Source organism: Streptomyces roseochromogenus subsp. oscitans DS 12.976 (genome assembly GCF_000497445.1).
GTDB classification, from domain to species: domain Bacteria; phylum Actinomycetota; class Actinomycetes; order Streptomycetales; family Streptomycetaceae; genus Streptomyces; species Streptomyces oscitans.
In genome coordinates this window covers 1528789-1549788 of the sequence record NZ_CM002285.1, presented here as the reverse complement: position 1 = coordinate 1549788, position 21000 = coordinate 1528789, and the positions used below count along the sequence as shown (strand labels likewise).

General features: G+C 70.1%; 18 protein-coding genes. 9 read left to right on the top strand and 9 right to left on the bottom strand.

All coding sequences use genetic code 11. The features are described 5' to 3' along the window. A partial coding sequence (locus M878_RS47215; RefSeq protein ID WP_023545453.1) for a hypothetical protein occupies positions 1–791 on the bottom strand: 791 nt, incomplete at its 3' end. A 4-nt stretch (positions 792–795) separates the two neighbouring features. Continuing rightward, the gene (locus M878_RS56935) at positions 796–1458 is read right to left on the bottom strand and encodes a papain-like cysteine protease family protein (RefSeq protein ID WP_023545452.1); all 663 of its coding nucleotides are present in this window, start codon (positions 1456–1458) and stop codon (positions 796–798) included. A gap of 253 nt (positions 1459–1711) precedes the next feature. Here M878_RS56935 and M878_RS56930 point away from each other — a divergent pair, with 253 nt between their 5' ends. The 5 genes from M878_RS56930 to M878_RS56910 all read left to right on the top strand — a co-directional run bounded on the left by M878_RS56930 (position 1712) and on the right by M878_RS56910 (position 6263). Beyond that, positions 1712–2695: a hypothetical protein gene (locus M878_RS56930; protein ID WP_023545451.1), complete on the top strand. Its 984-nt coding sequence runs from the start codon at positions 1712–1714 to the stop codon at positions 2693–2695. Positions 2696–2781: 86 nt separating this feature from the next. Continuing rightward, positions 2782–3312: an orotate phosphoribosyltransferase gene (gene pyrE, locus M878_RS56925; protein WP_023545450.1), complete on the top strand. Its 531-nt coding sequence runs from the start codon at positions 2782–2784 to the stop codon at positions 3310–3312. A gap of 325 nt (positions 3313–3637) precedes the next feature. Beyond that, the gene (locus M878_RS98830) at positions 3638–3901 is read left to right on the top strand and encodes a hypothetical protein (RefSeq protein ID WP_023545449.1); all 264 of its coding nucleotides are present in this window, start codon (positions 3638–3640) and stop codon (positions 3899–3901) included. A gap of 10 nt (positions 3902–3911) precedes the next feature. Then, positions 3912–4562 carry a DedA family protein gene (locus tag M878_RS56915; protein ID WP_023545448.1) on the top strand — a complete coding sequence of 217 codons (651 nt, stop codon included), beginning with the start codon at positions 3912–3914 and terminating at the stop codon, positions 4560–4562. 243 nt (positions 4563–4805) lie between these two features. After that, complete coding sequence (locus tag M878_RS56910) at positions 4806–6263, top strand: sensor histidine kinase (RefSeq protein ID WP_023545447.1); 1458 nt, start codon at positions 4806–4808, stop codon at positions 6261–6263. Between the two features lie 133 nt (positions 6264–6396). On the opposite strand, the gene M878_RS56905 is transcribed toward M878_RS56910, so the two are convergent. After that, entirely contained in the window at positions 6397–7011 is a 615-nt protein-coding gene (locus M878_RS56905) for a DUF2867 domain-containing protein (protein ID WP_023545446.1), read from the bottom strand. A 109-nt stretch (positions 7012–7120) separates the two neighbouring features. Here M878_RS56905 and M878_RS56900 point away from each other — a divergent pair, with 109 nt between their 5' ends. The 3 genes from M878_RS56900 (at position 7121) to M878_RS56890 (ending at position 12413) form a co-directional block, all read left to right on the top strand. Further along, positions 7121–7681, top strand: coding sequence for a TetR/AcrR family transcriptional regulator (locus M878_RS56900; protein WP_023545445.1), 561 nt, complete (start codon positions 7121–7123; stop codon positions 7679–7681). 392 nt (positions 7682–8073) lie between these two features. Beyond that, positions 8074–9615, top strand: a complete 1542-nt coding sequence (locus M878_RS56895; RefSeq protein ID WP_023545444.1) for a sialidase family protein — start codon at positions 8074–8076, stop codon at positions 9613–9615. Between the two features lie 119 nt (positions 9616–9734). Then, positions 9735–12413 carry a WD40/YVTN/BNR-like repeat-containing protein gene (locus M878_RS56890; RefSeq protein ID WP_023545443.1) on the top strand — a complete coding sequence of 893 codons (2679 nt, stop codon included), beginning with the start codon at positions 9735–9737 and terminating at the stop codon, positions 12411–12413. Positions 12414–12494: 81 nt separating this feature from the next. Here M878_RS56890 and M878_RS92135 read toward each other — a convergent pair whose 3' ends face one another. From M878_RS92135 to M878_RS56865, 6 genes are all read right to left on the bottom strand, one after another. Further along, positions 12495–12995, bottom strand: coding sequence for a hypothetical protein (locus M878_RS92135; RefSeq protein ID WP_023545442.1), 501 nt, complete (start codon positions 12993–12995; stop codon positions 12495–12497). 76 nt (positions 12996–13071) lie between these two features. Continuing rightward, positions 13072–13485, bottom strand: a complete 414-nt coding sequence (locus tag M878_RS56875) for a carboxypeptidase-like regulatory domain-containing protein (protein ID WP_023545441.1) — start codon at positions 13483–13485, stop codon at positions 13072–13074. A gap of 129 nt (positions 13486–13614) precedes the next feature. Then, positions 13615–15528, bottom strand: a complete 1914-nt coding sequence (locus M878_RS47210; protein WP_023545440.1) for an exo-alpha-sialidase — start codon at positions 15526–15528, stop codon at positions 13615–13617. 105 nt (positions 15529–15633) lie between these two features. Continuing rightward, positions 15634–18027, bottom strand: coding sequence for a hypothetical protein (locus M878_RS47205; protein WP_023545439.1), 2394 nt, complete (start codon positions 18025–18027; stop codon positions 15634–15636). A 306-nt stretch (positions 18028–18333) separates the two neighbouring features. Next, complete coding sequence (locus M878_RS56870) at positions 18334–18657, bottom strand: hypothetical protein (protein ID WP_023545438.1); 324 nt, start codon at positions 18655–18657, stop codon at positions 18334–18336. 195 nt (positions 18658–18852) lie between these two features. After that, on the bottom strand, positions 18853–20058 hold the full coding sequence (locus M878_RS56865) for an NAD(P)/FAD-dependent oxidoreductase (protein WP_023545437.1): 1206 nt from the start codon (positions 20056–20058) through the stop codon (positions 18853–18855). 78 nt (positions 20059–20136) lie between these two features. On the opposite strand from M878_RS56865, the gene M878_RS56860 reads away from it, so the two are divergent. Further along, entirely contained in the window at positions 20137–20952 is an 816-nt protein-coding gene (locus tag M878_RS56860) for a GntR family transcriptional regulator (RefSeq protein ID WP_051430067.1), read from the top strand. Positions 20953–21000: the final 48 nt, after the last annotated feature.

Below are 21000 nucleotides of genomic sequence, written 5' to 3'. Positions count from 1 at the left end.
CCCGCCCGGTCGTAGGCGGAACCCGGGAGCTTGTCGCCGTATTTCGCGTGTACCAGGCGCTGGTAGGCGGCCAGGGTCACACCGCCGTTCCCCACGGCGCGCCGCGCGTCGGGGTCGAGCGGCAGCACACGGCCGTCGCGCACCACATACCAGGCATCGATCTGCGGCTCCCGGAAGACGGTCCCGAGGCCGTGCGCCTGGCTGACGTAGTCGGTCTCGTCGCCGCCGGTCGCGATGTTCACGACCTTCCACCCCTTCGCCGTCCGCACGGTCCACACCGACGCGACCTGGCCGTCCGCGGAGACCGCCTTGCTCGCGACGAACTGCGGGTCGGCGACAGGGGCGCCCGGGCGTCCGGCGACGAACCCCGGGTCGAGGAAGGACACGGTTACCGACGGCCCGACCAGGTGCGGTCGGGCCGCGCTCGGCGCGATCGCGCCATCGCGGGCGAAGAAGCGCGAGAGGGTGAGGAGGGTGGCCGGAGTCGACGCCGCCTCGCGCGCCTGAGCGGTGTCAGCGGCGGTGAAGGGCGCGGGGAAGTCGCCGGCGGCCGCCGCGTGTGCGGTGGCGGGGCCGAGCGCGCCGAGGGCCGCGGTGGCGAAGAGCACCGTGACCGCCGCACCCTTGCGGACGGGCTTGCGGCCGGCGGGCGCGTGCCGGTTCGGTGTGCGGTGCTTCGGTGACGTCGGGGTTGGTGACGTGCCGCTCGATGACTTCTGGGTCGGTGTGGCCTGGGTCGGTGTGGTCTGGGTCGGTGTGGTCTGGATCGGTGACGTGCGGATCGGGGTCATGGGGTCACGCTCCGATCCTGTAGAGCGAGTGGGTCCACGTGAACGAGTTGTTGCTCACGTAGTAGTCGTAATCCCCCCAGTTGTAGCGGTAGTTGGAGGGCCACGGGTCGCCCCAGTAGACTTGGTTGGCGGAGGTGTCGTAGCCGTACAGCACATGCATGTGCCCGCCCCCGGAGCTCCACTCGATGCGCGTCTCGATGGGGCGGTCGGCGTTGATCTCGTTCTGCACGGTGCCGTAGCGCAGATAACCGCTCACGTATGTACCGGGGTTGATGCCCATCCAGTCGAAGGCGTTCTGTACGTCGTCCAACGCCGCCTGCCAGTTGCCGCAGGTGCTGCCCTGGGGCCGGTTGAAAGCGGCATCGCAGAACTGGTTCTGGGTGTAGTTGCGCCCGAACCACGACGCGATGGTGTCGCCGCTGGCCGCCCAGCACCAGTTGCTGTTCTGCTGCGCCTGCATGGTGATGTTGAGGCGCTTGACGGCGGGAGCGGCGGGGCGAGCTGTGGCCCGAGGAGCGGCGTACGGAGCGGAATGCGGGGCGGCATTCGGGGCGGGGTTCGGGGTGGCGTGAGCGGTGGCCGTCGGCACGAGGGCGGGCGTCAGGACGGCGACGGCCGCGAGGACCGCTTTCGCCAGCCGTCTACGGCCCCGGGTGGTACTGGACATGGCGTTCCTCCCAGTCAGGGTGGGGGTGGAGGAGCGCGTCCGGACGCTGCGACAGCAGCATCGATCTCTTGTCGGGTCCCGGTCAATGAAGTTATCCACAGGGCTGGCGGCGAAGTGAACTCCACCCGTACGGTTGTGAACGCCACGGCAGGTACCAGCAGTTGGCAGCGCAAGTAACGCCCCGTTCAGGAACGGGGAAGTGAACGTTCACAGATAAACAATCGGAGGGGGGTGGGGGAGGGGAGGGGGCCCAATGGCAGCGCACAGTACCGATCGCCGTGCCACCCCGCGCCCCGGCGACCCAGCCCTCGGCTCGCCCCGCCGTCCCACCCCCGAGGCCGAACTCGCCGAAGCCCTGCGCACCGGCCCGTTCTCCGCCGCGCTCCGGGCCGCGCTCGCCGCGCGCGGGCTGGCTCTGCATCGCGTGCAGCACCGGCTCGCCCAGCGCGGCATACGTGTCGGTGTGACCAGCCTCAGCTACTGGCAGCGCGGTGTACGGCGGCCCGAGCGGCCCGAGTCGCTTCGTGCCGTCACCGCGCTCGAGGAGGTCCTGGAGCTTCCCCCGCATGCCCTCACCCGCCTGATAGGTCCACGTGCCACGAGCGACCGTCCCCCGGCCCGCCCGTATCGCACCCTCCTCGAACCCGCCGCCGCGCTCGAATCGCTGCTGGCGAGTCTGGCGGCACCGGCGGACGGCGGGCTGCACACCGTGATCCACTACGAGCACGTTCACATCGGTGCCTGTCGAGAGCTCACCGCCCGCGACTCGCATCACGTCGTACGGGCCCACCGTGATGGCGTCGACCGCTATCTCGCCATCCATCACGGCGACCCCGGCTGCGACACGGAACGGGTACGGGTACGCGGTCTCGGCAACTGCAGGGTCGGGCGGATCCGGCGCCACGGCGCTTCGGGGGTGATCGTCGTCGAGCTGCTCTTCGACGGGCGGTTGAGAGCCGGGGAGACCGCGGTCCTGGGATACCGCTTCGAGGACGGAACCGGCGCGCCCAGCCACGAGTACGTTCGCGGTTTCACCTACGGCGGTGGTCAGTACGTCCTTCAGGTCGGCTTCGACCGCGCGGCTCTGCCCGTCCACTGCCGCCGCTTCGCCCGCCCCACGGCAACCGCCCCTCGCGAGGCGGTCGCCGATCTGACGCTGAACGCCCATGGCTCGGTCCACCTCGTGGAGCAGCAGATACGGCCGGGCGTCCTCGGCATCACATGGGAGTGGGACTAGAGGCGTCGTCCGGGCGATCCCGTAGTGGAGTGTCGTGGGGGGGCCGGTGTGCTGGTCAGGAGGGACGGCTGGGAGAGTGATCGCCTGTGACGCATTCTGATCTCGCTCTCCGTATCCATGCCGCTTCTCATCTGACCGGCCAGTTCACGCTTCGGTCGGGACGTACTGCCACGGAGTACTTCGACAAGTACCGGTTCGAGGCGGATCCCGTCCTGCTCGATGAGATCGCCCGGCGGATGGCCCCTCTGGTACCGTCCGGCACGCAGGTGCTGGCCGGCCTGGAGATGGGCGGTATCCCGGTAGTGACCGCGCTCGGCCGACACACGGGCCTTCCTTGCGCGTTCGTGCGCCAGCACGCCAAGCCGTATGGCACGTGCCGTCTGGCCGAGGGCGCGGAGGTTGCGGGCCGGAAGGTGCTGGTCATCGAGGACGTGGTCACCAGCGGTGGACAGATCGTGCTGTCGACCGCGGACCTGCGCAACCTGGGCGCGCAGGTGGACGAGGCGCTGTGCGTGATCGACCGGGAGCAAGGCGGCGCCGAGGCCCTCAAGGCAGAAGACATCAGCCTGTTGTCCTTGCTGACGGCCGAAGACCTGCGGGCTGCTGCCGCGTCCTGACGCCGGGCCGTGTCCCGGCCACCGACCTGGGGCGTCGTCCGGAGCGTGACGGCGCGGGGAGATGTTTCGGACCGGAGCAGGGTGCCGTGGCGGGACTTGCCGGAAGGTTCGGCCCGTGGAAGAGCGCCGCTGGATGCGCCTGCCAGAACTGACGATCCGGGGCTTCACCGGCTACGGACGTGCGTCGTGGCGAGTGCCCAGAGGACCTCGCGGCACCCTCGGAAGGAGTCGTTGCGCAGGTGGGGGCCGGCGTAGGCGAACAGAAGTCGCCGGGTGCGTCCCCGCTTGCGCCGTAGCGCGGCTGGTGTCGCCGTAGGGTGGCCTGATGGACGCGGGGGCGGAGGACGAGGTGATCGCGGTCCCGCCAGAACGGGTGACGCTGTCGGACCGGCGGACGCAGCGGCGCTGGACGGTCGAGGTCGCACCGTTCTGGATGACAGCGGTGGTCGTTCACCGGGTGCTGCTGGGAACCGTCATCATCGGACTGGTCACCGTTGGCGCCCTCGACCCGGACACGGGCGCGGGCGCGGGAGGCTGGCACGCCGACCTCCGTCCGTGTGATCCGTGTCATACGTCAACCACCCCCTGAGGAGCCCGCGTTGGAGCTCGCTGTCAATGTGCTGGATGCCCAGTCGATGATCACCGCCTTCGGGCTGGCCGGCATCCTGGCGATCGTGTTCGCCGAGACCGGACTGCTCGTGGGCTTCTTCCTGCCTGGTGACTCCCTGCTGTTCCTGGCCGGGGTCGGTGCCGCCGGAGCGGCGGACCAGGTCTTCGACCGGCCGGGCTTCCACCTGTCCCTGCCAGGACTGCTGGTCGGTGCGCCGCTGTGCGCGATCGCCGGGGCGCAGCTCGGGCATCTGCTGGGAGCGCGGCTCGGACCGAAACTGTTCGCCCGGCCGGACTCGCGGCTGTTCAAGCAGGAGTACGTCGACAAGGCGGAGGCGTACTTCACCCGGTACGGCGCGGGCAAGGCGGTGGTGCTGGCGCGGTTCGTGCCCATCGTGCGTACGTTCCTCAACCCGGTGGCCGGGGTGCTGGGCATGCGGGCCGGGGCGTTCCTGATCTGGAACGTGGTCGGTGGCACGGCGTGGACGCTCGGGGTGATCCTGCTCGGCTACCGGCTCGGCGACTCCCTCAAGGGCAGCATCGACTCGTATCTGCTGCCGGCGATCGGGCTGATCATCGCGCTGTCGCTGCTGCCCGTGCTGATCGAGGTGGTCCGCTCCCGTCGCGCGGCCAGCCGCTGACGTCAGCTCTCCCTGGAGGGGCCGGCCGGCAGCCGATGTGCCGGCGGCCCTCCGTCTTCCCGGCTGACGCCGCGCTTGGCTCCGGTCAACTCCGGTAAGAGAACGTGCCTCCTCGGGCAAGTGCATAAGGCCCGGTGAGAGGCCAGTAAGAGCAGTCGGCGACGGCCGTCATGAGCTGCCGCGGCAGCCGTCGGCTTGGCACACTGGCGGGCGCGCCGACCGCTCCGGAGAAAGCCGTACCCAATGGACCACGCGCGACAACGGCTCGCCATCCTGCACCCCCGCCGCAGCCTGGGCACCGTGTTCGCCCTCTCGTTCGCCTGCGTCACCGCCGCCACCACCCTCCTCGGAGGCTTCCTGAGCTACAACGCGGCGGCGCGGATGGTGCGGGTCGACCAGGACGGCGTCTTCCGCGGCGTCGTCAGCGACCTGCACCAGCAGGTCGCCCAGCGACATCTGTCGCCGTCGGACTACTTCAGCGCCAGCCCCGACCACGACGGCCCCCGCGACGACCTCTCGCGCCGCATCCGTACCGATGTCCAGGTCCTCGGTCCCGCGGGCCGCGTCGAGGAACACGGCTACCCCGTGCTGCCGGTCCGCGTGGCCGACCGCGCCGCGGCCTCGCACGCCACGGCCGGCCACACCATCTACTACAAGGCCGAGATCGAGGGGGACCGTTACCGAGTCGCCACCGTCGCACTCGGCGGCGGGCGGGGCGCCGTACAAGTTGCCCAGCAGTACAGCGACACCGAGGTCCTGCTCAGGGAGCTGCAGGAACGCACCGTCGAGCTGAGCGCCACCGTCATCGTCGTGGCCGGCCTGGCGGGCTGGTGGCTGGCGCGCAGGATCGCCGGGCGGCTGGTCCGGCTGACGCGGGTCGCCGAGGACGTGGCCCGCACCGGTCGGCTGGACACGGCGGTCCCGGTCGCCGGGCCGGACGAAGTCGGCCGGCTGGGGCGGGCGTTCGACGGGATGCTGGGCCGGCTCGCCGCCTCGGAGGAGGTGCAGCGGCGGCTGGTGCAGGACGCCGGGCACGAACTGCGCACCCCGCTGACCTCGTTGCAGACCAACGTGGCCCTCCTGGACCGCATCGACCGGCTGCCGCCGCAGGCCAAGGCGGACCTGATCGCGGACATGAAGAGCGAGACCCGTGAACTGGTCAACCTCGTCAACGAGCTGGTGGAACTCGCGGCCGGCGACCGGGACGCCGAACAGCCCGCGGACACCGCGCTGAGCGGCGTGGCCGAGGAGGCGGCCGCCCTGGCCCGGCGCCGTACCGGCCGGGAGATCCTCGTCGAGGCCGACAGCACCGTCGTACGGGCCCGGCCCGCCGCGATACAGCGGGCGCTGACCAACCTGCTGGAGAACGCCGCCAAGTTCGACCAGGACGGCACCGAGCCGGTAGAAGTCGCGATCAAGGGCACGCGCGTGGAGGTGCGCGACCGCGGACCGGGCATCGCCGAGGCCGACCTGCCCCGTGTCTTCGACCGCTTCTACCGCGCCGACAGCGCCCGCAGCCTGCCCGGCTCCGGGCTGGGTCTGGCGATCGTGCACGCCGTCGCCGTCACCCACGGCGGCACCGCCTTCGCCCGCAACCGGCCCGGCGGCGGCGCGGTCATCGGCTTCACCCTCGACCCCGCCTCCCGCGTCGAACGCCCTCCTACGACGCCTACGGCCGACTCCGCCGCCACGCCTCGCTGACGGTCCGCAGCCGTCGGCCCGCCCGGCTGCGGCGACCCTCAGATCGTCCCGCGACGCACCAGACTCCCAGCGTCACTGGTCCCGGCAGATGAGGGCTACAGCCGTGATGTTCGCGTTGCGGCACCAGTTGCGCCTACTGCTGCCCCCGATCAGCCCGTGCCCTTTCGCTGGCGTTGGCCTGCCACGTGCGTCCGATCGCGCGGTGCAGCGCCGGATACACCCCGAGGTATCTGAAGGGCTTGATGGCTGCCATGTAGAGGGCGCCGAACAGCCCGTTGGGCTTCACCAGGATGGCCATCTGGCCGCGGTAGCCGCCGGAGTCGTCCGGAACCCAGCCGACGTGCAGCACCGCGTGCACGGTCTGGTTCGCCATCTCGGCCGCCCACTCGTCCCGCGTCAGATAGAGGGGCGTGAACGTGCCCCCGCGGAAGGCAGGTCCCCGGGGAGCGTCGCGGAGATCTTCCGGCAAGCGGTCGTGGAGGGTGCGCACGCGCCCGCCGACGCCGGTGCCGGGCTTGTCCCAGCCGAGCAGTGCCCCGAGTTTCCAGCGGACCGCGAAGAGCAGGCGCGCCACCTGGGAGGTGCTGTTCTCCACGAAGTCGCCGCTCGTGAACTGGCGGACCAGGTACGGGAGGTCGTCGCGGCCGCCGGGTGTCGGGAGCGCCCACACGTCCTCGAGATGGAAGTCGCCGGCGATCTCGTGGATCCGCCAGGGACGGGAGGTGTGCGCGGTTGCGGGGAGTCTCAAGGCAGGCCCCTGTCCATACGATTATCTATACGGTGCCGTATAGCCGAAGGCTAGAGGGACCTATACGGCACCGTATAGTCGATGTGAGACGTGTGAGGGGAGACACATCATGGGCGTGACACGCACGCCTCGCGCCAAGTGGATCGAGGAGGGGCTGCGGGCGTTGGCCGCCGGTGGCCCGGAAGCCGTCCGGGTCGAGTCGCTGGCGCAGGCGCTCCGCGTCAGCAAGGGCGGGTTCTACGGGTACTTCGCCAACCGGGGGGCGCTCCTCGCCGACATGCTCGACACGTGGGAGCGGGAGGTCACGGAGAAGGTGATCGAGCAGGTCGAGCGGGACGGTGGAGATGCCAGGGCCAGGCTTGAGCGGCTGTTCACGGTCGTTGCCTCGGCCGGTGACGGCCCGGCGACCGGCGTCGCCGTGGAGCTCGCGATCCGCGACTGGGCCCGGCATGACGAAGCCGTCGCACAGTGGCTCCGGCAGGTGGACAACCGGCGCATGGAGTACCTGCGTTCACTGTTCGGCGCCTTCTGTCCCGACGAGGACGAGGTCGAGGTCCGCTGCCTGCTCACCTACTCGCTGCGCATCGGCAGCCACTTCATCGCCGCCGACCACAGCGGCCGCAGCCGCGAGGAGGTGATGTGGCTGGCCAGACTGCGCCTCCTGGCGTAGCCGCCTCCCACCGGGCCGTCGCGAAGCTCGCCGACGATCACGATCTCACCGCGACCGTGGGCGCAGCACCGGCGAGCCTCGGTACGACGCCTTCCTCGCCGCCGGGAACGGCACCTCGGCTCCCCCCGGCTCTCGTGTGCTCAGGGGCACTGGCCCCTCGCCCCAACAATTGACGTGTCTTTGACCGCTTCCACCAACTCCGCTCACCCGGCGCGGGGCTACGCTCACCGGGCGACTCGTGTCCACTCCTGTCCCGGTGAATGTCCCGGTGAATGTCTCGGTGACGTGTGTCGGTGACACTGGGACCGTGTCTGCGCAAGTACAGCCCAAGCCAGCCCGTTCTTCGGAGAGTTGGGGGTTCCGTCGTGCGCACACGCACAAGAGCGTCTCTCGTGGCCACCGCGGCCGCGTTTCTGCTCGTCGCCGCTGTGGGCAGTGCCACGGCCGCGGGCGAAGCACAGCCGGTCCGTCCCGTCTCGCCCGGTGACCCCTACGCCGCCTGCGACATCAGCGGCGACGGCACCGGCACCAACTACCCCTCCGCGGAGGACGAGCCGTACGTCACTGTCTCCCCGCGCGACCCGCGCGACGCGGTCGGCATCTTCCAGCAGGACCGCTGGTCCAACGGCGGCGCCCGGGGCCTGACCGCCACGTACACCCACGACGGACGGCACTTCACCGAGACCCCGCTGCCGTTCTCGCACTGCGCGCCGGGCGGGCTCGGCTACCAGCGTGCGTCGGACGGTTGGGTGAGCACCGGCCCCGACGGCACGGTCTACGCCAGCGGCCTCGTGTTCGACGCGACCGACGCGCGCAACGGTGTGGCCGCCTCGACGTCGTACGACGGTGGACGCACCTGGATGCGGACGACTCCTCTGATCGATGACACACAGGCCCAGTTCAGCAACGACAAGAACTCCGTCACCGCCGACCCCGTCCACCCGGGCGTCGCCTACCAGGTCTGGGACCGCATCGACGAGGACGACCCCGCCAAGATCTACGACGGGCCCTCCTACATCTCCGTCACCCACGACGGCGGACGGCACTGGTCCACGGCCCGCCCGTTCGTGGACACCTCGGTCGTCCCGCACTCGCAGACCATCGGCAATGTCATCGTCGTCGACCCGCGCACCGACACCCTCTACGACGTCTTCGACTGGCAGACGTACGACATCGACTACACGACCGGCACCTTCACCCCCACCGACCTGCACTTCGCCGTCGTGAAATCGACCGACCAGGGCCGTACGTGGAGCAAGCCGGTCACCCTCGCCAAGGACACGTCCGTACCCGAAGCCGATCCCAACGCCCCCACCGATGTGACCAAGTCGCTCCGGGCGGGCGGCGACCTGCCGAACGTCGCCATCGATCCGCACACCGGTGAGCTGTATGTCGCCTACGAGGGCTCGGACTTCAGCGGTGGTGCCTACAACTCCGTCGAGCTGACCCACTCCACCGACGGTGGCCGGACCTGGTCCGCCCCGCAGCGGGTCAACCAGGTTGCCTCCGCACCCGCCTTCACACCCTCCATCAGCGTCGACGCACGTGGCACGGTCGCGATCACCTACTACGACCTGCGCTACCTCACCGCCGGGAACACCACGACCCTGCCCACCGCCGCCTGGCTGCTCACCTTCCCGCGCGGCGCGGAGAACCGGGCTACCGAGCGCCGTATCTCCCGGGTGTTCGACTGGCTCCAGGCCCCTTACGCCGGGGGGCACTTCCTCGGCGACTACGAGGGCCTCGCCGCCGACGGACGCTTCGCCGTACGGCCGCTGTTCGTCGAGACCAACGCCAACGCTCCGCAGGACTCGACGGACGCCTACAGCGGGTGGTTCGCCGTCGGCGCGGACTACGGCCCCTTCGTGATGGCCACCGCCACACCGCGCACGGCGGGACCTCAGGGAGCCCGACCGCACAGGATCGTCCGGTGATGCGCAAGGTAAACAACCCGCCATTTTTCCTGTGAGCCCTTTGTGTGGCTGTTGTGGTCACGCCAAGATCCCTCCTGCACCGGGACACCCCCATATGCCCGCTGCAGGGAGGAGAGGGCATGCTGCCCACGAGGCATCAGCGGCGGTTCATCACCTGCACCGTCGTGGCGGCCGCGTTCGGACTGGTGACCACCCAGTCGTTCGCGTCGTCGAACAACACCAGACCGCGGCCCTGGCAGGCGCGCCACCAGGCCGCCATCGGCCGTGAGCACATCAAGGCGGTGCACGCGGGCCACGGCATGTCCGCCCTCGCCGCGGCAGAGGGCGGCGATGACGGCGGCGCCGACGAGGCGGAGAACTCCGCCGAGTCGACGGCACAGTTCACCGAGGCGCGCACCGCGCCCGGTGTGGTCGCGCCCGGCGCCTACGGGGCGGCCTGGCAGCAGTTGCAGTCGATGCGGCACACGAGCGGCGGCTGGGACCACGTCACGAAGAAGGCGTACAACTCCGACGATCCCCGCTACCGCGATGTGAACTCCAACTCCAGTGGCGGCGCGGGCAAGGTGACCGGCCGGATCACCGGGATCGCCGCGGACGACCAGGGCTATGTGTACGCGGGTGGCGCCAACGGTGGTGTCTTCCGCTCGACGACCGGCGGCGGGCACTGGAAGCCGATCGCCGACAAGCTGCCGTCCCTGTCGACGGGCACCCTCGCTCTCGACGGCCGGCAGCGGCTCTGGTACGCCACCGGCGAGTCCAACACCGGGGCGACGTCTTTCGTGGGTACGGGCGTCTACGTCCTGAAGGACCCGCGCCACGGGCAGTTCCAGCCCGGTGACCGCGTGGGTGGTGCCGAGCTGGAGTCCACGGTCATCCACGCGCTGCGCTTCGCGGGCACCACGGTGTGGGCGGCGACCAGCACCGGCGTGTGGTCGCACTCCACGACCACCCTGTCCGGTCCGTGGAAGCACGAGTTCGCGCCCAACCCGGATTATCTGCCGGGCGGTTCGAAGGCGGACGACCCGAGCGCGCCGTACAAGAACATCGCCAACGACATCGCTGTGGACCCCAAGGACCCGAACAAGGTTCTCCTTGCGGTGGGCTGGCGTGGCGGTGACACCTACAACGGGTTGTACGCGAAGGCTGACGACGGCAGCTGGAAGCCGGTCAGCGGGCTTGGTGACCTGCCGACCAGCAGTGCCGACGTCGGCAACGTGACGTTCGCTTCGGCGGCCGACGGCTCGCGGCTGTACGCCATCGACCAGTCCCCGGCGCAGATGGCCGCCAACCCGGACAGCGGGCTCAAGGGCGTGTATGTGTCGAAGAACGGCTCGCCGTTCGGGCCGTGGACGCTGATCGCGGACTACACCAAGCTGAAGGCGTCCGGATCGGCACTGCAGAGCGCGGGTTACATGCCCGGCATCCAGGCCTGGTACAACCAGTTCCTCCAGGTCGACCCGGCCAACCCGGATCACCTCTACCTCGGTCTGGAGGAGGTCTTCGAGACCAAGAACGGCGGGCAGAGCTGGACGACTCCGGGCCCGTACTGGAACTTCCCCTTCCCCTGCTGGAGCATCGACCCCTCGAAGCAGACGGGTGACTGCTCGCCCACGACCCACTCCGACCAGCACGCGGTCGCGATCGGCAGCTACCAGGGCAAGACCTGGGCGTACGTCGGCAACGACGGCGGCATCTACCGCCGCCCGCTCAACGGCGCGGTCGACTCCGGCGGCCACGCCAAGGACTGGCAGTCCCTGAGCGACGGCACCCTCGACACCCTCCAGTACTACTCGGTGGGCGTCGGCAAGGACCTCACCAATGGTGGCGTCTCGGTGACCGGTGGCCTGCAGGACAACGGTCAGTCGATCCTGCGCGGCCGTGACAAGGTGATGGGTTCGAACTTCGGCGGTGACGGCGGTGACACGATCGCCGACCCGGCCAACGGCTGCAACATCGCCGCCGAGTACGTCTACCTGGACGTGTGGGTCACGCAGAACTGTGGTGTGAACGACGGCTCGTGGTCGACGGACCCGTCGAAGGCCACCGAGTACGAGGTCGCCCCGCCGGACAAGGACCAGGGCGGCGCGGGCGCCCGCTTCATCGCCCCGATCGCCGCCGACGCCAAGGACACGGGCACCTGGATCGCCGGTGGCCGGCACGTGTGGGTGAACACCAAGGGCTTCGCGATCCGCTCCGGCAAGGAGTGGGCGAACGCCTACGACCTCGGTGAGGGCCATGTGGCCACGGCCGTGGCGTCTTCGGGTGGCACGGTGTACGTCGGCTGGTGCGGGCCCTGCAACAACCAGGGCTTCACCCGGGGCATCGCGGTCGGCAACGCCGACGGCACCGGCTGGCACCAGCTCAACCTCCCGGTCGACGGCACCATCCCGAACCGGTACGTCTCCGGCTTCGAGATCGACCCGGCCGACGCCCAGCACGTGTACGTGGCGATCAACGGCTTCTCCCGCAAGTGGACCGAGGGACCGGGCGCCGGCGTGGGCCACGTCTTCGAGTCCAAGGACGGCGGCGCCAGCTGGACGGACATCTCGGCCAACCTGCCCGACGTCCCCGCCGACACCGTCAAGCTCCTCCCGAACGGCGGCCTCGCCCTCGGCACCGACCTGGCCACCTTCTACCGCCCCGCCGGCGCCACGAAGTGGCTGGTCCTGGGCCACGACCTGCCCACCACGGCCGTGATGCAGCTGCGCCTCGGCCCCGACGGCACGCTGTACGCCGCCACCCACGGACGCGGCATCTGGTCCTTCGACGTACGGCGCCTCAAGGCCCGTAAGGACTGATTACCACCCGTACGCTGCGTCGTACGACGACGGCCGGTGCGGCCCCTCTTACGGGGCGCACCGGCCGTCCGACGTTCGGGCTCACTGCACCGGATACGCCGCCACACTCAGCCGAAGCGTGAAGACCGGCGTGCTGTCCGGCCCCCAGGTGATGGTCACCGACCCGGTGCGCGCGGAACGCACCGTCACGCGGGTGGCGCCCTTGCCGTCGGTGGCGGTGGACGTCACGAGCGCCAGCATCGGGTTGCTGGTGCGCGGCCGCGGCCAGGGGCCCTGGGGGCGGGGCTGAAGGATCACGGTGACCGTCGTACCGGATCGCACGCACAGGTCGTGTACGGAGGGCTCGCCGGGGCCGTGGGTGAGGGTTGCGGAGCGGGTGACGCAGCGGGGGCGCGGTGTGCCGGGACTGCTCTGCGAGGGGCCTCGGGTGACAGGATCGGCCGAAGGGGCCGGTGGTGTCGCGTCCGGGTGCGAGCCGTGGCCGCTGCCTCCGCAGGCGGTCACGAGGCAGGAGACGGTCACCAGCACGGCTCCGAGCCGAGGCCAGGACACGCGTCCGGGTCTGCTGCTGTCCCTCATCATGACCACTCCTTCGTACGGCTGGACGCCCGTGCGACGTTCTCGACCGCGGTTCGGTTCCCCTCGGGAGCAGGGGGACTCAGCGGATACGCGAGTCGAACGGGATGACGACCGTGGCGAACCGTCCGACGGTGACGGTGACGTTCGTCGGCTGGGCGATCGGCGCGACCGCGCCGGTGAGGTTGGCGGGATGGACGGTGTAGGTGCCCGGCGGCAGTGAGACACGGAAGTGGCCGTCGGCACCGCTGGTGGTCTCGGCGACCGTCCTTTCGGCACCCCGGCCGGTGATGGTCAGCCGGGCGCGCAGGGGCCGGTCGGGGCAGGGGCTGTGTACGCGGATCACCGGGCAGCCGCCGTCGACCGTGGTGCGGCCCTCGATCCCGGAGCCGGACGCGCCCGGTGTTCCGGACCCGCGGGAGTCCGCGCATCCGGCAGCCGACAGCACGGCGGCCAGGGCCGGGACGGCGAGCGTCGTGCGCAGGGGGCGCTTCATACGGGTTGGACGCCCCACCGCGCTGGTCGGTTCCGGGCGCGGGCATGGCCCGGGGGCGGCACTCCGGCTGTCACAGAGGTGCGTTCCGGCGGACACCGGAACGCACCTCGGAACGGACAAGCGGAGAGATCAGCGCCGAGTCGGCAGGGGGCCGGATCCGGCGGACTTGGAGGGGGCGGTGACGCTCGCCGCGCCGTGGGCGGTCGAGCGGGCGCTGCCGCCGGTGACGGCGAGAGGCCCTGCGGTGTAGAGGGCTTCGTCGAAGGCCTGGCCGTTGGCCGGCGTCTTGCCCACGGCGAAGGTGGAGACGGCCTTGCCGCTGATGACCGAGGTGGAGATGTAGTCGCCGACCATGCTGCCCTGCGTGGTGTCGGCGATCTGGGACAGGGACATGGGCCCTGCGACGGTGGCCGGCCTGCTCCAGGTGCTGCCGCCGTTGGCGGAGGAGATGTAGCCGACCTCCAGCTGGCAGGTGGAGGAGGTGCAATTGGCGTCCGGGTAGAAGTAGTAGTAGAGGCCGATCTTCGCCGTGCTGCCCGAGGTGGTGGGGTCGATGCCGATGCCGGGGATGAAGTGGTCGACGCTGCTGGTGGTGGCGTCGATCGGGACGCGGGTCACGGCCGACCAGCTGGTGCCGTTGGTCGAGGTGGAGTAGACGATGTCGTTGGCGGGGCAGCCGGAGCGGAAGCGGCAGTCCTGCCAGGCGACGTAGATCTTGCCGGAGCCGTCGATCTCGGCGGACGGCAGGCCCTCACCGTCGCGGAGGTTGCCGGCCACGGCGTGGCTGCTGACGTTGGCGATCAGCGTGCTGGAGCTCCAACTGGAGCCGCCATTGGTGGAGTTGAAGGCACGAATCGAGGACCCGTTGGTGGAGTAGGGGACCACGACCGTGCCGTTCGGCTGGACGAGCGGCTGGCCGCCCAGCCCGGTCGGATTGCCGGAGGGCGACACGGGGCTGGACCAGGTGGCGCCGCCGTCGGTGGACCGGCTCATGACCACACGGTTGCCGGACGAGGTGATGTCGACCTCGACATAGCAGGTGCCGTAGTACGCGCTGGAGGTGCTGTTGTCGCAGACGATCCATTCCTTGTCGTAGCCCTGGCCGTCGTTGCCGACCGCCATGACGGGGTTCTGCCAGCTGGTGCCGTTCGCGGAGCGGCTGACGGTGACGCCTGCGCCGTTGACGTTGGAGTCGATGACCAGTCCGGTGACCATCCAGGTGCCGTGCTTGGCGTCGTAGGCAACGGACGGGTCCGAGACGCGGGCCCAGGTGCCGCCCTGGTAGGTGGTGATGCCGGGGAGCATGCCGTGCTGCCAGGTTGTGCCGCCGTCGGTGGAGGTGTTCCAGCCGATGTCGGAGGAGCCGCCGTCGGTGAACCGGCCGACCTGGGAGGAGGCGACGATCGTGTTGCCGTACGCGAAGGTGTCGGGTTCCAGCTCGGTGGCGTGCTGACTGGAGGTGTTGGTGAACGGGTCCGTGCTGACCTGGGTCAGACCGGGCGGCGGGGTGGCGGTGGTGAAGGCGACGTCGTCGTAGAGCGTGTAGGTGGCGTCGCCCGCGTAGTTGTCGTCGTGGCTGACGAGTGTGAGGGTGTAGCTGTGCCCGGCGGTAACGGCCGAGGTGACCTGCTGCCAGCCCTGGCCGTTGGTGCAGGTCTTGGCCAGCACGGTCGTCGTGGTGCCGGCCGTCGTGTCGGCGAGGGTGGCCGTGGCCCAGTCGTAGGTGAGCGTGTCTGGGCAGGTGACACTGTACCAGAAGGACAGTTGGTTGGCGCTGGTCGGCGCGGTGAAGGTCTGGGCGATCGACGAGTCGCCGTTGGTGGGCGTGGTGCCGCCGACACGGGCGGCGTATGTCCCGCTGTGGGCGCCGGAGTTGACCACTGCAGTCGTACCGGCGGTCGTCCAGCCGGTCAGACTGCCCGACTCGAAGCCGCCGTTGGAGACGTCGGCGAGGGCCGGGTGCGAGGCGAGGAGCAGCCCGCCCAGGGAGAGCAGGGCGGTGACGGTGGTCGCGACGGATCTGCGGAGAGCGGTGCGCGACATGAGGAGACCCCTTGTCGTGGATGGCGGTTCGGTGGCGGGGTGGGCGACCGATGCGCGGTGGGCGGCCCACCCCGGGGGACGACGTCGGTGGATCAGTCCGGTGGATCAGGAGAGGGTCACGTCGTCGTAGCGGGTGTAGGTGGCGTCACCCGAGTAGTTGTCGTCGTGGCTGATCAGGGTGAGCGTGTAGCTGTGCCCGGCCGTGACCGAGGCGGTCTTCTGGATCCAGCCGGAGGACGACACACAGGTCTTGGCCAGCACCGTGGTGGTCGTACCGGTGGTGTTGTCCTTCAGGGTGGCCGTCGCCCAGTCGTAGGTGAGCGTGTCCGGGCAGGTCACGTTGTAGAAGAAGCCGAGCGTGCTGGTCCCGGACGGTGCGGTGAAGGTCTGGGCGATCGAGGAGTCGCCGTTGGTCGGCGAGGTGCCGCCGACGCGGGCGGCGTATGTCCCGCTGTGGGCACCGGAGTTGACCACGGACGTGGTTCCCGTCGAGGTCCAGCCGGTCAGACTGCCCGTCTCGAAGCCGCCGTTGGTGATCCCGCCACCGCCGCCGGAGGTGACCGTCAGCGTGAAGGTGGCGGTGTGGGTGGCCGAAGCGCCCGTACCCGTGACGGTGATGTTGTACGTTCCCGCCGGCGTCGACGAGGACGTGCCCACCGTCAGCGTCGACGAGCCGCCGGCGGTCACCGTCGACGGGGTGAAGGACGCGGTCGCCCCGCTGGGCAGCCCGGACGCGGACAGGCTCACCGACTGCGCCGAGCCGGAGGTGACCGCGGTGGACACGGTGGTGGTCGCCGGGGAACCTGCCGCGACGCTCGCCGAGGCCGGGCTGACGGACACCGAGAAGTCATTGCTCGCGGTGGAGCCGCAGTTGGGCAGCGTGAACGAGGCGAGCCTGGTGTGCCAGTTGAAGTTGCCGTTGGCCGGGATGTACTCGTTCGTGTACCAGAAGGTGCAGTCGTCCGTGGGGTCGACGGCCATCGAGGTGTAGTCGCCCCAGCGGCTGTAACTCGTCTGCGAGCCGCCGCCGGTGATCGCGGTGACCTCGCCCTGTGTCATCGTGCCGAGGGTGTCCCCGGCCAGGCGTCCGGTGTACCGGCTCGACGGGTGCGCCGAGGACGAGGACTGGGAGTAGCCGAGGGCGATGTTGCCCGCCTTGTCCTCGGCGATCGAGCCCATCCACCGGTAGGTGGAGTCGGGCGCGTACGTCCCCTGCTGGTACACGGTCGGATTCCCGCCGGACATCCGCAGCTCGTACCAGCGCACGCCCACCGAACTGCCTGCCGTCACCGCATGGTTGACCACCAGCGACTCATGGTCCCCGAAGTTCCGGTACGCCAGCCGGAACATCAACCGGTCGGAGAGCGAGTCCAACTGCTGACTGGTCCCGCTCTGCGGGATGCAGGTGCCCGAGCTGCCACAGGCCGTGGTGTACGACGCCACGGTCAGCGAAGTCGGCCCGCTGAAGCTGGAGTTGGCCGGAGTGGTCCAGTCGGTGTGGAACTTCCAGTACGCCAGTGTCGTACTCGTCGTCCCCAGACCCGTCATCAGCTCCGGTTCGCCGGACGGTGGCGCGGTCGAGCCGTCCAGGTCGGCGCCGAGCAGGCCGCCGTAGGAGGACGAGGTGGTGAAGCACTGCTGGCCCGCGGCCGCACCGGTCAGCATGGCTGACCTGTTCAGCGCGCACGCCTCGGCGTCGAGGAAGCTGCCGGAGGCGGTGAACATGTTGTACGTGACGTAGTACGCGTCCGGCCACACCGACAGCTTCGGGTAGTCCGGGAAGTCGGCGTACTGGAACGAGTAGCGGTAGTAGCTGCCGGTCGCGTCCGTGCCGGTGGAGACGGCCACGCACTCGTAGTACGGCCCGGAGGCCGAGGAGACGTTGGCGAACTGTGTCACCACCCAGCGGCTCGCGAGCGTGTCCCAGCGGACCACCGCGTCACCGTCGTTGGTGGTCTGGCAGGAGCCACCGAACCCGGACCAGAGCGTGCTGGTGTCGGTCGGAGCGAGGACCGTGGCGCCGGACTTGGAGTACACCGCGTAGGCGGTGTTCACGGTCTCGACGATCTGGCCGGCGCCGACGGCCGCGTTGGGGTCCGGCGGGACGCCGGTGATCGAGTAGTTGCCGGCGCCGATGCCCTCGAAATTCGTCCCTGTGGAGGGCGCGGACGGGCCACCCGGGCTGGACTGGACGACCGGGTCGGGGAGGGGAGAGGCGGGCGGGTGCGGCAGCCGCTGCTCACCGGGATCGTCGTCCTGCACCTTCTTGCCATGGTGCCCGTGGTGTGCGTGGGCGGCCATGGAACGCAGGGTGGGGGAGGTGTCGTGGCGTACGGCGGGGCCGGTGTCGGCCGAGCGGTGGGCCGCCGGAGTGTGGGGCGCGGGGTCGGCCTGGGCCGCGGGAGCGGCGAACCAGAGAGCGGGAACAGCGGTGAGGATCGCGGTGAGCGCGGCTGTCAGGCCGCGTCTGCGTGTGCGTCTGCGTCTGGACCGGGTCACGGAACATCCTTTCGGGCAGCCGGGGTTGACCCGGCGTGTCGGGGAGAGAAGGACGTTCACGCCGAGGGAGCGCGTGTTCGCAATGCGGGATGCTTGCACCGGACATGACACGTAACAAGGGAGTTGACGGCGAAATCACGCCAAGCAATCGAGAATTTACGGGGCACAGTCAACCCACCGTAAAGACACAGGGTTTCCCCTGTGCCGACGCAGGGATTGCCCTGCATCCCCGCCATCCGGGGGCGTCTTGAGGCATCGTCGTGTCGGCGTACTCTCACCGTGGCCCCGTGACGGCGCCTCCTCCGCCTATGACTGATCGACGTGGACCTGCAGCCGCCACAGCCGCGTCCGGGGCCCGAACCGGTCCCCGCGGAACGACGAGGTCGACCGCAGCCCCGCCACACCGGCAGCGGTCGCCCTGAATGTGGCATGTACGGTTCCCTCGGTGGCGTGCGCCTCGACCACCGCCAACGGCCCCTCGGTCACCTCGACCGGTGTCCAGCCGTAGGCGGGCGATCCGTGCAGGGTGACCGCGATCTCGTCGCCCACTCGCACCCGCAGCGCCTCGCTCGGTGGATCGCCGGGCCGGTGGACGATGTCCACGCGCCGTGCACCGTCGTCGTCTGTCATGACGGATGAATCTAGGCCCGTGAGGTGCGGGCACTCACGTCGGCGGACGGTTCGCGGCCCTGTGAGCGAGGCGACCGGCCCCAGCGGCAGCCCGCGCGGCAGCCGGCCCCGGGAAGTGCCGGCTGCACACCACCCGTCGGTGTGGTTGTCGGCCTTGTGCGGCTCACGACCGGCGTGGACGCCCGCGGGCTGGTCTCAGGCGCGTCCGCGGAGCATCAAGTTCCAGTAGAGGAACGGCAGTCCGTAGCGCTTGAGGTACCACATGTCCCGGCGTTCATGTGTCGTGTCGATGAGCGGGAGCGTGGGGCGGTGCCGCAGGGTGTAGTCGAACTCGGCCAGCAGCATGCTGTGCCGTGAGGTGGTGATCGGACAGGAGGAGTATCCGTCGTACGAGGCGGGCGGCGGCTCGGTGCTCGTGAGGCTCGCGGCGAGGTTCCGGGCGACGACCGGTGCCTGCTTGCGGATCGCGGCCCCGGTCTTGGAGTTGGGCGACGAGCCGGCGTCGCCGAGCGCGAAGATGTCGGGGTGGCGCACATGACGCAGGGTGTGCTTGTCGATCTCCGCATACCCCGCCGGATCCGCCGGATCGGCCAGCGGAGTCTCCTTCAGCCAGTCGGGCGCCGACTGGGGCGGCACGAGGTGCATCATGTCGAAACGGAGGGAGTCCTTGGCCCCTGATGTGTGGTCGACGATGACCGCGGCGCGGCCGTCCGGGTCCACTTCCACCAGTTCGCTGTTCTTGCGCACCTCGATGCCGTAGCGGGCCACGACCCGTTCGAGTTCCTCGGCGAACACGGGAACACCGAACATGCCGGGCGTGGGCAGCACGAGGACCACCCGTATGTCCTTCAGGACGCCCTGCTCGCGCCAGTGGTCCGCGGCGAGATAGGCGATCTTCTGGGGCGCGCCACCGCACTTGATCGGGCCTGACGGCATGGTGAACACCGCGGTGCCCGAGCGCATGGAGCGGATCAGGTCCCAGGTCTTGGGCGCCAGTTCGTAGGTGTAGTTGCTGGAGGTGTGCGGTGCCGTGACGGCCTGCGCCATGCCGGGCACCCGGTTCCAGTCGAGTTGGATGCCGGGGCAGACGACGAGCCTGTCGTAGCCGATGGTGCGTCCGTCGGCGGTGCCGACGGTCCGTCCCCCGGGATCCACGGTCTCCACGCGGCCGCGTATCCAGGAGACGCCCTTCGGCAGGACGGACCGCTGGGGACGGGCGCTCGCCGCGGCGGTGGCCCGTCCGCCGCCGACCAGTGTCCACAGCGGTTGGTAGTAGTGCGTGGCCGAGGGCTCGACGAGCCCGATGTCATGGATGCCGTGGCGCCGCAGGCGGGCCGCGACGCTGATGCCGGCCGTTCCTCCGCCCACGATGAGGACCTTGTGGTGAGCCTCGATGGTCATGTGCGGCTTCCCCTTCGCGTCCGTCCCAGTTAATGTACGTACATTAGCTTTTTAAATGTACGTACACAAGGATGGATCATGAGCGAGGAACCGACTGCCCCAGCCGGCCGGGGCGGGACTCCGCTGTGGCGTCATGTGCGGGACGACCTCAGGTCCCGGCTGGCGCGGGGCGAGTTCGGCGACTCCTTCCCCGGTGAGAACGAGCTGGCCGCGCGGTACGGGGTGAGCCGGCACACCATTCGCGAGGCGCTGCGCGAGCTGCGGGAGGAAGGCCTGGTCACCGCGGCGAAGGGCCGGCGGCCGCGGCCCGTGGGAGAGGCGGTCATAGAACAGCCCGTCGGCGCCCTCTACAGCCTGTTCGCCTCCGTCGAGGCGGCCGGTCTCGAACAGCGCAGCGTCGTCCGCACTCTCGACATCCGTGCCGACGCGCACGTGGCGGTGCGCCTCGGCATGGAGGAGTCGACGCCGCTGCTGTACCTGGAACGCATCCGCCTGGCCGACGGGGAACCCCTGGCCCACGACAAGGTGTGGCTGCTGGCGTCGGACGCCCGGGCACTGCTCGACGTCGACTTCAGCCACACGGCGCTCTACGACGAGCTGGCCGACCGCTGCGGCATCCGTCTCGTCGGGGGAGAGGAACGGATCAAGGCGGTCACCCCGACCGCCGCCGAACAGCGGCTGCTCGGCCTCCCCGAGGGGGTCGCGGCGTTCTCCATCGAGCGGCTCGGCCGTACCCACGGCCGTACGGTCGAGTGGCGCACCACCCTCATCCGCGGCGACCGGTTCAGTGTCGTCGCGCAGTTCGACGCCCGTGCCGGGTACCGCCTCGATCCCGCCGGGTCCCCTTTCACCCACTCGATACGCAGGGTACGGCGGCTCGATCCCGCGCGATGAGAAGGCCCTAAGCGAGCCGTTTGTCCACCCATTTGTCCACGAGCCGGC

Coding starts and splice junctions, on each gene's coding strand:
- M878_RS56935 (WP_023545452.1), bottom strand. CDS start 1,458: ATGTCCAGTACCACCCGGGGCCGTAGACGGCTGGCGAAAGCGGTCCTC.
- M878_RS56930 (WP_023545451.1), top strand. CDS start 1,712: ATGGCAGCGCACAGTACCGATCGCCGTGCCACCCCGCGCCCCGGCGAC.
- M878_RS98830 (WP_023545449.1), top strand. CDS start 3,638: ATGGACGCGGGGGCGGAGGACGAGGTGATCGCGGTCCCGCCAGAACGG.
- M878_RS56910 (WP_023545447.1), top strand. CDS start 4,806: ATGGACCACGCGCGACAACGGCTCGCCATCCTGCACCCCCGCCGCAGC.
- M878_RS56900 (WP_023545445.1), top strand. CDS start 7,121: ATGGGCGTGACACGCACGCCTCGCGCCAAGTGGATCGAGGAGGGGCTG.
- M878_RS56890 (WP_023545443.1), top strand. CDS start 9,735: ATGCTGCCCACGAGGCATCAGCGGCGGTTCATCACCTGCACCGTCGTG.
- M878_RS92135 (WP_023545442.1), bottom strand. CDS start 12,995: ATGATGAGGGACAGCAGCAGACCCGGACGCGTGTCCTGGCCTCGGCTC.
- M878_RS56875 (WP_023545441.1), bottom strand. CDS start 13,485: ATGAAGCGCCCCCTGCGCACGACGCTCGCCGTCCCGGCCCTGGCCGCC.
- M878_RS47210 (WP_023545440.1), bottom strand. CDS start 15,528: ATGTCGCGCACCGCTCTCCGCAGATCCGTCGCGACCACCGTCACCGCC.
- M878_RS56870 (WP_023545438.1), bottom strand. CDS start 18,657: ATGACAGACGACGACGGTGCACGGCGCGTGGACATCGTCCACCGGCCC.
- M878_RS56865 (WP_023545437.1), bottom strand. CDS start 20,058: ATGACCATCGAGGCTCACCACAAGGTCCTCATCGTGGGCGGAGGAACG.
- M878_RS56860 (WP_051430067.1), top strand. CDS start 20,137: ATGAGCGAGGAACCGACTGCCCCAGCCGGCCGGGGCGGGACTCCGCTG.